General features: G+C 70.5%; 19 protein-coding genes. 12 read left to right on the top strand and 7 right to left on the bottom strand.

Translation table 11 applies throughout. The annotated features are described in order from the left end of the window. Positions 1-2 precede the first annotated feature (2 nt). The 10 genes from OHS18_RS26030 to OHS18_RS26075 all read left to right on the top strand — a co-directional run bounded on the left by OHS18_RS26030 (position 3) and on the right by OHS18_RS26075 (position 7235). Positions 3-206, top strand: a complete 204-nt coding sequence (locus OHS18_RS26030; RefSeq protein WP_328448295.1) for a DUF2997 domain-containing protein — start codon at positions 3-5, stop codon at positions 204-206. After that, complete coding sequence (locus OHS18_RS26035) at positions 194-769, top strand: 4Fe-4S single cluster domain-containing protein (protein ID WP_328612709.1); 576 nt, start codon at positions 194-196, stop codon at positions 767-769. The genes OHS18_RS26030 and OHS18_RS26035 overlap by 13 nt, the downstream gene beginning before the upstream one ends. After that, the gene (locus tag OHS18_RS26040) at positions 766-1209 is read left to right on the top strand and encodes a hypothetical protein (protein WP_328612710.1); all 444 of its coding nucleotides are present in this window, start codon (positions 766-768) and stop codon (positions 1207-1209) included. Before OHS18_RS26035 ends, OHS18_RS26040 begins: the two co-directional genes overlap by 4 nt. After that, on the top strand, positions 1206-2465 hold the full coding sequence (locus tag OHS18_RS26045; RefSeq protein ID WP_328612711.1) for a helix-hairpin-helix domain-containing protein: 1260 nt from the start codon (positions 1206-1208) through the stop codon (positions 2463-2465). The genes OHS18_RS26040 and OHS18_RS26045 overlap by 4 nt, the downstream gene beginning before the upstream one ends. 33 nt (positions 2466-2498) lie before the next feature. Then, positions 2499-3209: an ESX secretion-associated protein EspG gene (locus OHS18_RS26050; protein WP_328448288.1), complete on the top strand. Its 711-nt coding sequence runs from the start codon at positions 2499-2501 to the stop codon at positions 3207-3209. 72 nt (positions 3210-3281) lie between these two features. Next, on the top strand, positions 3282-3782 hold the full coding sequence (locus OHS18_RS26055; protein ID WP_328448287.1) for a hypothetical protein: 501 nt from the start codon (positions 3282-3284) through the stop codon (positions 3780-3782). Then, complete coding sequence (locus OHS18_RS26060) at positions 3779-4351, top strand: DUF3558 family protein (protein ID WP_328612712.1); 573 nt, start codon at positions 3779-3781, stop codon at positions 4349-4351. The genes OHS18_RS26055 and OHS18_RS26060 overlap by 4 nt, the downstream gene beginning before the upstream one ends. 14 nt (positions 4352-4365) lie before the next feature. Beyond that, complete coding sequence (locus tag OHS18_RS26065) at positions 4366-5805, top strand: hypothetical protein (RefSeq protein ID WP_328612713.1); 1440 nt, start codon at positions 4366-4368, stop codon at positions 5803-5805. 285 nt (positions 5806-6090) lie between these two features. After that, complete coding sequence (locus OHS18_RS26070; RefSeq protein WP_328612714.1) at positions 6091-6861, top strand: PhzF family phenazine biosynthesis protein; 771 nt, start codon at positions 6091-6093, stop codon at positions 6859-6861. Further along, positions 6861-7235: a YccF domain-containing protein gene (locus OHS18_RS26075; RefSeq protein ID WP_328612715.1), complete on the top strand. Its 375-nt coding sequence runs from the start codon at positions 6861-6863 to the stop codon at positions 7233-7235. Before OHS18_RS26070 ends, OHS18_RS26075 begins: the two co-directional genes overlap by 1 nt. Here the strand turns inward: OHS18_RS26075 and OHS18_RS26080 are convergent, their stop codons facing one another. After that, a complete protein-coding gene (locus OHS18_RS26080) occupies positions 7236-8036 on the bottom strand; it encodes a metallophosphoesterase (protein WP_328448278.1) in 801 nt (266 codons plus the stop codon). Between the two features lie 37 nt (positions 8037-8073). Then, positions 8074-8868 carry an HAD-IIA family hydrolase gene (locus OHS18_RS26085; protein ID WP_328448276.1) on the bottom strand — a complete coding sequence of 265 codons (795 nt, stop codon included), beginning with the start codon at positions 8866-8868 and terminating at the stop codon, positions 8074-8076. 557 nt (positions 8869-9425) lie between these two features. Between OHS18_RS26085 and OHS18_RS26090 the strand changes: the two genes are divergently transcribed. Next, positions 9426-9557 (top strand): hypothetical protein, encoded by a 132-nt coding sequence (locus tag OHS18_RS26090; RefSeq protein ID WP_328618740.1) that lies wholly within the window; start codon positions 9426-9428, stop codon positions 9555-9557. A 26-nt stretch (positions 9558-9583) separates the two neighbouring features. Further along, a complete protein-coding gene (locus tag OHS18_RS26095) occupies positions 9584-9775 on the top strand; it encodes a hypothetical protein (protein ID WP_328618741.1) in 192 nt (63 codons plus the stop codon). 53 nt (positions 9776-9828) lie between these two features. Here OHS18_RS26095 and OHS18_RS26100 read toward each other — a convergent pair whose 3' ends face one another. The 5 genes from OHS18_RS26100 to OHS18_RS26120 are packed head-to-tail and all read right to left on the bottom strand — an operon-like array spanning position 9829 to position 13508. Continuing rightward, the gene (locus OHS18_RS26100) at positions 9829-10896 is read right to left on the bottom strand and encodes a sulfate/molybdate ABC transporter ATP-binding protein (protein WP_328612716.1); all 1068 of its coding nucleotides are present in this window, start codon (positions 10894-10896) and stop codon (positions 9829-9831) included. Continuing rightward, positions 10893-11660: an ABC transporter permease gene (locus OHS18_RS26105; RefSeq protein WP_328448270.1), complete on the bottom strand. Its 768-nt coding sequence runs from the start codon at positions 11658-11660 to the stop codon at positions 10893-10895. The genes OHS18_RS26100 and OHS18_RS26105 overlap by 4 nt, the downstream gene beginning before the upstream one ends. Positions 11661-11718: 58 nt before the next feature. Beyond that, complete coding sequence (gene modA, locus OHS18_RS26110) at positions 11719-12525, bottom strand: molybdate ABC transporter substrate-binding protein (RefSeq protein ID WP_328612717.1); 807 nt, start codon at positions 12523-12525, stop codon at positions 11719-11721. Between the two features lie 56 nt (positions 12526-12581). Continuing rightward, positions 12582-12986 (bottom strand): TOBE domain-containing protein, encoded by a 405-nt coding sequence (locus tag OHS18_RS26115; RefSeq protein ID WP_328448266.1) that lies wholly within the window; start codon positions 12984-12986, stop codon positions 12582-12584. Positions 12987-13019: 33 nt separating this feature from the next. After that, on the bottom strand, positions 13020-13508 hold the full coding sequence (locus OHS18_RS26120) for a MarR family winged helix-turn-helix transcriptional regulator (RefSeq protein ID WP_328448264.1): 489 nt from the start codon (positions 13506-13508) through the stop codon (positions 13020-13022). Positions 13509-13619: the final 111 nt, after the last annotated feature.

A 13619-nucleotide genomic window follows, 5' to 3' on the forward strand; every position in this document is an offset into this window, starting at 1 on the left:
GCGTGACCGTGACCATCGGCAAGGACGGCTCGATCAGCGCCGAAACCCACGGCGTGACCGGCTCGAAGTGCCTCGACTACATCCCGCTGCTGGAGGACCTGCTCGGCGCGGAGACGGAGACGTCGGAGTTCACCGAGGACTACCGGCGCACGTCGGCGCAGGCGGAAAACCCCGCTTCGCAGCAGCAGACGTCATGGAACTCCTGAACCTGCACCGGATCGTCGACGTCACCGCCGCGGAGGGCCCCGGCCTGCGGTGCGCGGTGTGGACCCAGGGCTGCTCGGTCCGCTGCCCCGGCTGCTTCAACCCGCAGACGTGGACGACCCGCGGCGGCACGCTTCTCCCCTGGCCGGACCTGGCCGAACGGGTCCTGGCGATCAAGGGCGTCGAAGGCGTCACGCTGCTCGGCGGTGAGCCGTTCGACCAGCCGGAACCCTTGGGCGCGTTCGCTTCCGCGGTGCGCGCGGCGGGGCTTTCGGTGATGACGTTCACCGGGCGCGTCTTGGAAGACCTGCCACCGTCGAAACTGCTCGAGGCGACGGATCTGCTGGTGGACGGGCCTTTTCTGGCTGACCGCCCGGAGCCGTCCCGGCCGTGGATCGGTTCGGTGAACCAGCGGTTCCACTTCCTGACCGACCGCTACGACGAGTCGATCTTCGCCACCCCGAACCGGCTCGAACTGCGGATCGCCACCGACGGATCGGTGGAGCTGAACGGGTTCGCCACCACCGAAGTACTCGAAGCGCTGCTCGAAGGGGATCACCGATGAGCGTCACGCTCAAGCTGCGCAGCGAAGCGCTGGCCCAGCTGAACGCCGCCACCATCGCCGCGCACGCGCAGGCTCAGCCCGGCGTCGTCGTCGTGCGGACCCGGATGCGGCACCGCGATCTGCTGGCCCGTGCGCTGTCCGGGCTGCGCGCCCAGGTCACCGACGACGGGAACGCCGTCGCCGGGGCGTGGGAGGGGCGGCGGATCACGTTCGTCTACGGCCCGGACGGCGTCCAGCTGGCACACGTCGACGGCCCGGGCCTGACACCGGCCGAGGCCGAGCGTCTCGTGTTGTCCGTCGACGAGGCGTACGGCGCCGAAGTGCAGCGCGCGGTGCTCACGCGGCTGAAGGAGCGCGCGGCGCGGTCGGGCATGCGCGTCGAGTCGGAGCGGACCAACGCCGACCGGTCGATCAGCGTCACCCTGGCCGCCACGTCGTGACCGAGATCAGGGTCGGGCTGATCGAGTTCGGCAAGGCGCTCAACGCCAACGTCACCCTGCCCGGCCTGGGCGAGCTGCCGGGTGGCCAGGTGAGCGCGGGCCGGGCGGTCCGCGGCGCCCGCGCGCGGCTGAAGCGGGCCGACCGGATCCTCGCGGACAACCTGCGCCTCGGGATCATGGTGCGGAAGAAGTTCTTCTCCAGCGACGTCGAGCCGGTGACCGACGCGGGGTTCCTGAAGGACGTCTTCGTCGCCGTCGGACGCACCGACCTCGGCCCCGGCGACGCGCTGGAGCTCTACACCGACGACACGATCGGGCCGGACACGAGCCGGCACGACGGCGTCGCCGCGGTGCTCGCGCCGGCGTACGACCAGCTGACCGGCTTCCACGTGCAGGTGCGCTCGGAGCGTGGCGTGCTGCGTTTCGGTGCGTTGACCGGGTTGTTCCGCGGTGGGCGTCCGGTCGGCCAGCCGATGCGGGTGCTGGGCCTGTTCGGCCCGGCCGGGCCGCTCCCGGAGCTGCCCGCCGGACAGCCGGGGACGGTGCTGCTCGGCTTCCAGTGCGACGTCCCGCCGATGGCCGGCGACGCGCTGACGGCGTACGACGAGCCGTCTGCTGACTTCCTGGAACGCCGGGAGGGCACGGCGCACGTCCACGGCGTCAGCGACCTGGGCGACGGCGCGGTCGTGGCCGCGGTCGAGGTGCCGGACGGGCGGACGAACAACCTGCTGACGGTCGGCAGGCGGGCCCGGCTGCTGCGCCCGGTGGGCACGACGTTCAACGAGCGCAGCACGGTCGTCGCGACCGACCTGCGGATCCTGTCGGTGGCGAGGGACGGCATCGCGATGCGGACGGCGGCCGGGACGGGTGTATTCACCCTCGGCCTGGCGACGCGTGAAGTGCAGCAGAACGACATCGTCGAGACGTACGTCCCGGTCGACGCGCCGGCTTTGGCGCCGGCTTTGGCGCCGCCGCCGGCTGTTTCCCCGGTTTCGGCTCCGCTGCCGGTTGTCCCGGTCGACGTCAACGCGGCCGCCGGACCGGAGCTGGCGCGCTTGCCGGGGATGACCCCGGAACGGGTGAACCAGGCGCTGGAGCTGCGCCGGCGTCAGGGCGGTTTCGCGGACGTCGAGGCGTTCGGCGTGGCGGTGGGGCTGCAGCCGCACGAGATAGTCCGGCTGCGGGGACACGCGACGGCGGGCCGGGCGGCCGGCGTCGCCCAGCGCGAGACGGGCGTGCGGCAGCTGGACATCTGAGCGCCCGGTGCCGGTTCCGCTACGCTCGGCACCGTGCCGGAGGAATTCGCCCTGGGGCTGAACGAGGTCGACGTCGCGGTCCGGCGAACCGGCCTCCCGGCGAACTGGCACCCGTTCGAGATCCGCAGCGCGGGCCACACCCTCGAGGAAAACGCCCGGCTGGCGGCGGCTTCGTGGGATTCGCTGCGCGCTCGCGGCCTGGCGGGGCCGGACAAGCTGGACATCGAGGTCGAGCAGACGCTGAGGTCGTGGACCCAGCCGGAGATCCTGATCATCGTCCGAGCAGCAGAAATAGCCGACGGCCGCCAGGTCCTGTACCGAGCGACGATCGGCCACGGCCTGGGCGTCTTTTCGGAACTCGTGGGCGAAGAGATCCTGTTCGCCCAGACCCGTCCGGATCGCCTGGTCGACATGGTCGTCGGCATGCTGCCGGCCTACCCGCCGGTCCCCCTGGCGGAGCTGACGTTCGTCCGCGGCCCGGCTCTCGCCCGCCGGGACGAAGAGGCCGCGGCCGAGTTCTCGTCCTGGCCGTTGCACCGGTACGGCACCGTCGAGCTGTCGGCCCGCCACGGCCAAGGTGCCCTTCACCCGATCGGGGCAGCCACCTTCGTCGACAACGACGGCGGCCGCTTCCTGATGTTCAGCGAGCCCCTCCCCGGCGGCGAGGATCGACTGCGGTTCATCCCTTCGGATGGTTCTCACCTGCGCAGCTGGCTCCACGAGGGGCGTGGCGCGAGCCACTGACACCGGCCCTTCGTCACTAGTACAGTGCAGAGGGACCACGCTGGGTGGTCCCAGGACGACGGGGAGGGCGTCATGGGCGGTTCGCAGTTCGGCGCACCGGGCACGTTCACACCCCCACCCGCGGCGGCCGGTGACGCCGGTTCGAACTTCCTCTCGAACCTGGGAGCGGCGCCGCTGGATTCCGAGACCGCGAAGCAGGTCAACGCGGGCGGCAGCCACTTGAAGGAACTCGCCACCAACGGCCAGTTCGCCGTGAACGAAGAGGGCTTCCAGGCCTACCTGAAAGCCTGCGACTTCTTCCTCGACGGCTACGACAAGATGCTTCGGGACGTGGAGATCCTCGCCGACGCCGCGCGCATGGGGGGCAGCACCTACGCGCAGGCAGTCGCCCGGTTCAACGTGACCGCGGTCAACGGCGACCCACAGTCGTTGATCCCCAACCTCCTCCTCATGCGGAGCGGGGTCGAAGACGCGCGCGAAGCGATGGTGATCGCGCGGAAGAACTACCGCGAAACCGAGAGCGCTCACGCCGTGACGTTCACCGAGCTGAACAAGAATCTGCAGGGTCAGTGATCTCTCAACGCATTCCGGCCGTTCTGGCCGCCGTCGCAGGCACGGCGTTGGTCCTGGCCGCGTGCACCAGCCAGGTCGGCGGTCAGGCGAACCCCAGTTCAGCCGCCGGCAGCACATCTGCGCCCGACACCACCGCACCGTCCGGCGATCCGGGCGATTCCTTCGCCTCGCTGAAACCGTGTTCGCTCCTCGACCAAGGCCTCAGCGGTCAAGGGTTCCCGGCAGCGGTGCCGACCGTCGCCGACGCGAAGGAAAGCTGCGCCGCCAACAAGCCGACCGCCGGCGACGTGCGCGCGGTGGATGTCGCACTCTCGTTGCAACCCGGCCGGGGCTACAAGAACAACATCAGCAATCCGAGCCAGGCCAGTGACGGAACGGTCAACGGCCGTGCGGCGGTCGAAGTGCGCGAACCACAGCAGTCGCCCGGGCAATGCGGCGTGTGGCTGGACGTGAAGCCCGACTCTCGCGCCTTCGTGCTGGTGACCTCGGGATCGGACACGGCCAACGCCTGCAAGCTCGTCGAAGGATTCGCGGAGAAGATCGAACCCCTGCTGCCGAAGACCAACTGAGACGGAGTTCTGCCATGAGTCAGCCGCACCGGGCGCAGCACCGCCAGTCCGAGGGTGACTACTACGCGGAGACCGCTCAGAAGCTTCAAGGACACGGCGAAGACGGCCAGCGCCTCACTCAGAAGGCCGCGTCGGACTATTCGGTCGCCCAGGGAAAGGTCCTGCAAGAAGGACAAACCCTGCGCGGAGATGCGCCCGCGCCCGGGGAAAACTACGCGAACAGCCCGCACGAAGTGTTGTACGACATGGTCCACAAGAACCTGGACCTCGAGGATCTCAACGACCGCAGCCGGGTGGCGAACACCTACGGCAACTGGCTGGCCGACGCCTCCAACCAGTTCCGCGACGCCGCCACCGCAGCAGGCGGCCAGTGGCAGGGAACTGCCGCCGACCAGGCGAACACCTTCTTCCAGAGCACCGCCGGCCACACCGAACAGACCGGCAACGCGATGCAGCTGGCGTCGAACCACTACTCGCAGCAGTCCGCGGCGGCCTACTACGCCAAAACGAACATGCCCGAGCCCACCGGGTTCAACCAGCAGGCCGAGATGGACAAGGCGAAGCAGCAGTACAACTCGGGCGATCTGGTCGGCATGAGCAACACCATGACCGGCATCCAGGCCAAGCAGCAGCAGGCCGATGCCGCGCATCAGCAGGCCGTTCAAGTTCTCCAGGGCCTCGACGGCACCTACCACGAGACCGCCAGCACCCAGCCCACCTACTCACCCCCGCCGCAGCTGGGGTCCGGTGACAGCACCACCGCCAGCGGGTTCCACGGGACCAGCAGCACCAGCTTCACCGGCACTCCCACCATCGGTGGCTCGGGTGGCACCGGCGGAACCGGTGGGACAGGCGGCTTCAGCGGGGTCGGTGGCACCGGCGGGACCAGCGGGAGCTTCGCGCCTCCTGGCACCACGCCTCCCGGGGCGACGCCGCCGAGCACCTTCGTTCCGCCCGGGGCCACCAGCGGGACCGGGAACGCCGGGGGCTTCGGTGGTGGCAACGCCGGGCTCCGTGGCGCGCCGGCCGCCGGTGCTTTCCCGCGGATGGGGCCCGATGGGCTTGCCATGCCCGGGGGGACGACCGGCGCCGGTGGGGCCGGTGGGGACATCACGCGCGGCAAGTCCGGGGCCGGGCGGGCCGGGAGCGGGTTCGCCGGGTCGCGGGTCTCCGGGGGCGGGGCCACCGGGGGGCCGAAGGAGACGGCCGGCGAGGGTGGCAAGACCGGCGCCAAGGGCAGCGGTGAACGGCTCGAGCGCGGCGCCACCGCGGCTGCCGCGGCCAAGGGGAAGGCCGGCGGCGCGGGCGCGGCTGGGGCCGGCGCCGGCAAGAAGAAGGAAGACGACAAGGAACACAAGAACAAGATCCAGCTCGAGGAAGACATCTTCGACCTCAAGCCGGAACGCGGGCCGGACGGCGAGAAGATCGTCCGGCCGACCATCGGCGAAGCCTGACCCCAAGCCGCAACGCCGACCGCGAGACGACCGCACGACCGGCCGTCGGCGAAACCTGACCCCAAGCCACAACGCCGACCCCACCACGAGACAACCGCGCGACCCACCCACCGGCCATAGCCGGACCGCGAGACGATCGCGTGATCGACCGTCGGCCGTAGCCGGAACCCGAGCCGGACGCGAGAAGAGCGCGACGCCTGACCTCCAGGACCCCTAAGGGGTTGCCCTGGTGATGCGAGAAAAGCGTCACCACCACGGGCCAAAAGCCCTGGATACAGTGGAAGCATGCGCTTCTTCATCGTCGACGCCTTCACCGACCGGGCCTTCGCCGGGAACTCCGCCGGGGTCGTGCTCCTCGACGCGCCCGCCGATGCGACCTGGATGCAGGCCGTCGCCGCGGAGATGCGGCACTCCGAGACCGCTTTTGTCGTCGTCGGCGGAGACGAAGGCGAGGGGCCGAAGTCGTTGCGGTGGTTCACGCCGGCGGCCGAAGTCGCGCTGTGCGGGCACGCCACCGTCGCCACCACGCACGTCCTCGGCGGCGAGCAGGTCTACGCCACCCTCAGCGGCGAGCTGCGCGCGAAGGCCGCCGGCGGCTGGGTCGAGCTGGACTTCCCCTCCGATCCGCCCACGACGTCCGGCGACGACTTGCGCGCGATCCTGCCCGGCGTCGAGATCGAGCGCACCGGGCGCGGGGTCGACAACCTCTTCGCCGTCCTCCCGGACGCCAAGGCCGTCCGGACCCTCGAGCCCGACCTGAAAGCGCTGAAGGCCACCTGGAAGGGCCGGCTGCTCGTCACCGCCGCGGGTGACGTCGACGGTGTCGACTACGTCAGCCGGTTCTTCGGTCCCGGCGTGGGCGTCGACGAAGATCCCGTCACCGGCTCGGCGCACTGCGTCCTGTCGCCGTACTGGTCCGGGCGACTGAACAAAACCGAACTCACCGGCGCGCAGGTGTCGGCGCGCGGCGGGATCGTCCGGACCCGCCAGGACGGCGACCGGGTCCACCTGTCCGGCCAGGCCGTGACCGTCGTGAGCGGGGAGCTGCACGTCTGATGCGTACGCTGCTGAACATCATCTGGCTCGTGCTGTGCGGCTTCTGGATGGCGCTGGGCTACCTGGTCGCGGGTGTGATCTGCTGCGTCCTGATCATCACGATCCCGTTCGGGCTCGCGTCGTTCCGGATCGCCCGCTATGCGCTCTGGCCGTTCGGCCGCACGGTCGTCGACCGCCGCGAGGCGGGCGCGCCGTCCTTCGTCGGCAACGTGATCTGGTTCCTCTTCGCCGGGCTGTGGCTGGCGATCGGGCACGTCTTCACCGGCATCGCGCTGTGCGTCACGATCATCGGCATCCCGCTGGGCGTGGCGAACTTCAAGATGATCCCGGTGTCCCTGATGCCGCTCGGCAAGGAGATCGTCGAGCTCCCCTGATCACGACTCCGGCTCGTACGGCAGCTTCACCACCAGGCACGGCCCGCCGACGAACAGGCCGCCGTCGACGCCCAGGGCCTTGCCGCCCGCGTACAGGAACGGGCCCTCGATCTGCGTGGGGTGGATGCCCAGCTGATCCGCGATGACGCTGTGCCCGTGGATGATGCGCGAGCCGCCCAGGGCGTCCATCAGCTTCTGGGCGTTCTCCTCGCCTTCCGGGCCGCGGAACGCGTAGCGGGTCGTCATGCGGCGCCAGACGTCCCACCACGACTCGATGTCCGAACCCATCAGGATCTCGCGGGCGGAGTCGTTGATCGCCTCGACCGAATCCCCCCAGTCGAGGTACTCGAGGGTGTCCGAATGCAGGAGCAGGTGGTCGGCGGCGAGCGCGGCCAGGGGCCGGGCGGTCAGCCACTCGATGTGCTCCGGGGTCAGCCGGTCCTGGTCCGACAGCAGGCCGCCGTTGATCTCCCAGCTGCGGGCGAAGCTGCGCGGCCCGAAGTCGGACGGCACCGGCTGGTCGCCGAAGTGGTACATGCCGAGCGCGAGGATCTCGTGGTTGCCCAGCAGCGTCTGGACCTGGCCGCCGGCTTCCGCCGCCTGCTCTTCGAGCTGGATGACCAGGTCGATGGCGCCGACGCCGTCCGGCCCGCGGTCGACGAAGTCACCGAGGAACCAGAGCTGGTCCTCGCCCCCTGACCAGTTGTCTTCGTCGTCCACCAACCCCTCGGCGCGCAGTGCTTCGGCCAGTTCGTCCCGGTGGCCATGCACGTCGCCCACCACGTACGTGGAGTTGCTCATCCGGTGACGATAAGCCCTGCTCGCGATGGGGTCTCGATCAGCCTTCCCCGAATGGGTCGGTCGTCTTCCCGATCAGGTCGGCGATGGAGTCGAGCACGAGAGTGGGCCGGTACGGATAGCGTTCGGCCGACTCCCTGGTGGAGATGCCGGTGAGCACCAGAATCGTCTGCAACCCGGCTTCGATGCCCGAGTGCACGTCGGTGTCCATCCGGTCGCCGATCATCAGCGTCGACTCCGAATGCGCACCCAATCGGCGCAACGCCGAGCGCATCATCAACGGGTTCGGCTTGCCGACGTAGTACGGCGAGCGCCCGGTGGCCTTCTCGATCAGCGCCGCGACGGAACCGGTGGCGGGCATCGAGCCCTCGACGCTCGGGCCGGTCGCGTCCGGGTTGGTGGCGATGAACTTCGCACCGCCCTCGATCAGCCGGATCGCGCGCGTGATGGCGCTGAAGCTGTACGTGCGGGTCTCGCCCAGCACGACGTAGTCCGGGTCGCGCTCGGTCAGGACGTAGCCGACCTCGTGCAGCGCCGTCGTCAGGCCCGCTTCGCCGATGACGTACGCCGAGCCGTTGGGCCGCTGCGACGAGAGGAACTTCGCCGTCGCCAGCGCCGACGTCCAGATCGCCTCTTCGGGGATGTCGAGCCCGGTGCGCTCGAGCCGCGCCCGCAGGTCACGCGGGGTGTAGATCGAGTTGTTGGTCAGCACCAGGAAGTCGATGCCGTTCGCCTTCAGCTCGGCGAGGAACTCGTCGGCCCCGGGAACGAGGTGCTCCTCCTTCACCAGGACGCCGTCCATGTCGGAGAGATACGTCCACCGGCGCTCATCCATGGGCGAAACCTATCACGCGCGCGAGACACCTGCGTTCGTCGTCGAAAGGCGATACGGTGGGAATTGCCGGTTTCGCGAGGGGAGTCGCGTGCCCGGCCACCGAGGAGGTTCGGGGAAATTCATCGCACACGTCGTCGACGGAAACGTCGTGGCGCAATTCGTCCTGCCCCGCACCGCGAGGGGAAGAAATCGCATGACCGAAATCATCGAGCGCCCGGCGACGACCGGGCCGGACACCGCGCCGAACTGGGGGCTCACCAAGTTCCTCGACCCGCTGCGTGTTCCGCCGGCGCTCCGGCCGCATTCCTGGGGACACGCCTCGATCACCATTCCGATGGCGACAGAGCACCAGCGACTGCACTCGCAGTTACCGCCGAGTACATTGTGGACGTACGCGGGACATTTCCCGGGTCCGATGATCGAAGTGCGCACCGGTGAACAACTGCGGATTTCGTGGTCGAATCAAATCGACGGCGAGTTTCCGCTCGTCGCCTTGCAGGGCCCGGTGGCGGACGGGCCGGCCGGCCCGGCTACTCGATCAGAACGTCCAGCCCGCGATGCCGCTCTGGTACCACGACCACGCGATGGCGATCACGCGCTTCACCGTCCACACGGGCCTCGCCGGGATGTACCTGATCCGCGACGACGACGAAGACGCGCTCGGCCCGACTCGCGGTTCTACACGCTGAACCTGGTCGACGAGGACAACGGGCCGGTGAACGACGCCGTCCGCCTGATCGGCACCGACGACGGCCTGCTGCCGGTGCCCACGGAACTGCCCGCGGCCGGCGGCTGGTGCACGGTTCGACGCTGCCGGAGGACCACGACCACGTCCGGGTCGCGCTGCTGCTCAACGCCGCGGCAGCCACCACCACGACGGCTGAGCGGGCTGCCGCGGCCCTCGTGAGTGTTTAGGGCGGTTCTAACCGCCCTAAACACTCACGACAAGCCGCGGCAGGCTCAGGAAGTGGCGGCCGGGTGCACGCTGACCGTGGCGGCTTTCACCGACAGCGTCACCGCTGTGCCGGGCTCCAGGGCCAGGTCGGCGACGGCGGCCGGGGTGAGGTCGGCGGTGAGGCCGTGCGCCCAGCCGTCGCCCTCGGCCCGGACGCGGATCACCGGGCCGTGCGGCTCCAGCGCGGCGACGACGGCGTCGGCGGTGTTGCGCGGGCTCCCCCGGTGCTCGCCGTCACCGGCGTAGACGGCGACGGCGTTCGGCGGGAACACCGCGACCGCCGGCTCACCCTGGACCACGTCGGCCGCCGGGATGCCGGACACGACGGCACCGGACGCCGTGCGCAGACCGTTCTCGACCGCCGTGCCGGCGATCAGGTTGAGGCCGGCGATCCGCGCGGTGAACGGCGTTCGCGGGGCGGACAGCACGTCACGGGTCGGGCCGCGTTCGACGATCCGGCCGTCGTTCATCACCGCGACGTGGTCGGCGAGCGCGAGCGCGTCGAGCGGGTCGTGCGTGACCAGGACGGTCGTCGGGCCGGTCTTCAGCACGCGCCGCAGCAGGCCGCGGATCGCGGGCGCGGCATCGACGTCGAGGGCGGCGAACGGCTCGTCGAGCAGCAGCAGGTCCGGCTGGGCGGCGAGCGCCCGGGCGATCGCGACGCGCTGGGCCTGCCCGCCGGACAGCTGGCCGGGCCGCCGGTCGGCGAGCTCGACGGCGTCCACTTCGGCCAGCCAGAAGTAGGCGAGGTCGCGGGCGGCGCGGCGGCCGGCGCCGGTCGAGCGCGGCGAGAACGCGACGTTGTCCACCGCGGACAGGTGCGGGAAGAGCAGGGCGTCCTGCGAGAGCAGGCCGATGCCCCGCCGGTGCGGCGCCAGCTCGGCCAGCGCCCGCCCGGCCACGGTGATCTCCGCGGACCGGGGCGCGACCAGCCCGGCGAGGCAGCCGAGGACCGTCGACTTGCCGGAGCCGTTCGGGCCCAGCAGCGCCAGCACCGTCCCGGTGGGCACGTCGAGGTCCACTTCGAGTTCGAACGCGCCGCGGACGACGTCGATCCGGGCGGCCAGGCTCATCGCAGGCCGCCTTCCCACGAGCGCGGCCGCGCGAGGGCGATCACGACGACCGCCACGATGATCAGCAGCAGCGCGAGCGCCACCGCGCTGTCGACGTCCACTTCGGCCTGCGTGTAGACCTCGAGCGGGAGCGTGCGCGTGACGTCTTCGAGGCTGCCGGCGAAGGTGATCGTCGCGCCGAACTCGCCGAGCGCGCGGGCGAAGCTGAGGACGACGCCGGAGCCGAGCGCGGGCAGCAGCAGCGGCAGCGTGACCCGGCGGAAGACGGTCCAGGGTCGCGCGCCGAGCGTCGCGGCGACCTGCTCGAAACGGTCGCCGGAGCCGCGCAGCGCCCCTTCGAGGCTGACCACGAGGAACGGCATCGCGACGAACGTCTGCGCGATGACCACCGCGGTCGTGGTGAACGGCACCGACTCCCCGGTCAGCGTGGTGATCAGCATGCCGAGGAAGCCCTTGCGGCCGAGCAGGTAGAGCAGCGCGAGCCCGCCGACGACCGGGGGCAGCACCAGTGGCAGCAGCACGATCGAGCGCAGCAGGCGGACGCCGGCGAACCGGGCGCGGGCGAGCACGACGGCCAGCGGCACCCCGAGCAGCACGCAGGCCACAGTGGACAGCGCGGCCGTGATCAGCGACAGCCGCAGCGCGTGCAACGACGACGGCGTGACGATCAGCGCGGGGAACCGCGTGAGGTCGGAGCGCACCAGCAGCCCGACGACGGGGAGCACGACCAGCGCCAGCGCCAGCGTGGCGGGCACGGCGAGCACCCACGGAACCCGCGAACGGCCGGCCGGGGAGCGCCCCGGCCGGCCGTTCGCGAGACGGTTACGCCGCAGGGCCGAACCCGACCTTGGCCAGCTCGGTCTTGCCCTCCGTGCCGAGCACGAACTCGTCGAACTCCTTGGCCAGGGCGCTCTGGCCGCCCTTGACCGCGGCGATCGGGTAGTTGTTGATCGCGCCGCTCGCCTCGGGGAAGTCGACCTTGTCGACCTTGCCCGCGGCGGAGGTGGCGTCGGTGACGTACACCAGGCCCGCGTCGGCGTCGCCGGACTGGACCTTGGCCAGCACCTGCTTGACGTCCTGCTCCTCGCTCTTCGGCTTGAGCGTGACGCCGGTGCTCGTCTCGACCTTCTTCGTCGCCGAGCCGCACGGCACCTGCGCGGCGCAGGTCACCACGGTCAGCCCGGCCTTGTTCAGGTCGGCGAAGGACTTGATGCCCTTGGGATTGCCGGGGGCGACGGCGATGGCGAGCTTGTTGGTGGCGAACACGGTCGGCTGGCCGTCGATCACCCCGCCCTGGGTGGCCTTGTCCATGTTGGCCTGGTCCGCGGAGGCGAAGACGTCGGCCTTCGCGCCGTTGGTCAGCTGCTGGACCAGACCGGACGAACCGGCGAAGCTGAACTTCACGGTCACGCCGGGGTGCGCGGCTTCGAACTCCTTGCCGAGCGCGGTGAACGACTCGGTGAGGGACGCGGCGGCGAACACGGTCAGCGTGCCACCGGCGTCACCGGTGCCCTTGGGCGCGGGCGCGGAGACCGACGACCCGCCGGTCTGCGTGCTGGGCTCGTCCGAGCTGCTGCACGCGCCCGCGAACAGGGCGACGGCCGCGACGGCGAGAGCGAGCTGTGACAACCGGGGCTTCGCCCCGGGCCGGGGGCTTCGCCACCCGGACCCCCGAAAAGCGTTCTTCATCGATTTCCTTCCGGTGTCTCCACCACGACGGTGGTGGCCTTGACCACCGCGACCGCGAGCACCCCTGGGCGCAGGCCCAGCTCGCGAACGGCTTCGGTACTCATCAGGGACACCACACGGTGTGCCCCGCACTGCAGTTCCACCTGGGCCATCACCTTGTCGGCGACGACCTCGGTGACCAGCCCGACGAACTTGTTGCGGGCGGAGCGGCCGACCGAGGACGGGTCGTCGGGGCCGCTCGCCTGGGCCCGGGCGAACCCGGCCAGCTGGGCACCGTCCACGACCTTGCGGCCGGCGGCGTCGTCGGTGGCGGTCAGCTGGCCCGCGCGCACCCAGCGGCGCACGGTGTCGTCACTGACCCCGAGCAGGCGTGCTGCCTCGGACAACCGAAATTGCGGCATGGCGCAGACATTATCGCCGCACTTGAGGAAAAGCTATGCGGGGCGCGAATTGTGCATGATCTCGGTGCGCAGCTGTTCGAGCATGACATTCTGATAACGCTCGATGACTTTTCGCTCGGCCGGTGAGAACTGCGCGAGCATCTCGCGAAGCCAGTCGAAGGCCGACTGGAAGAGCGGCGCGTAGCGCTCGGAGGCCCCGGGCACGACCTCGACGAGGACCTTGCGCCGGTCCTCGGGGTCGCGGACCCGGCGGACCAGCCCGACCTTCTCCAACCGGTCGATGACGCCGGTCACCGCGCCGGTGGACAGCCCGGTGAGCTCGGCGATCCGGCCGGCGGTCAGCGGCCCGTCGGCCTGGCCGACCAGGTCGAACGTCTTGTGGTCGGTGCCGGACAGGCCCATCCGCTCGGCGATCCTGGCGTGCCGCAGGACGGTGAGCGTGCTGCCTTCGCGACCCAATTCCGCGAAGCGGAAGAGTTCCTCTTCGCCGACCGGGTACGTCTTTTCCGTGGTGTCCGACATCACGCGCCCTTCTCCCGGCTCCGGATAGTTCGGCCACTGAACCACTCGCCGCGCGAAGTATCCTAGCGATCTGCTCACTTCGCACGATCCGGAGTTAGGCTGGGCGTAATG

It is taken from the genome of Amycolatopsis sp. NBC_00355 (assembly GCF_036104975.1).
Taxonomy (GTDB): Bacteria; Actinomycetota; Actinomycetes; order Mycobacteriales; family Pseudonocardiaceae; genus Amycolatopsis.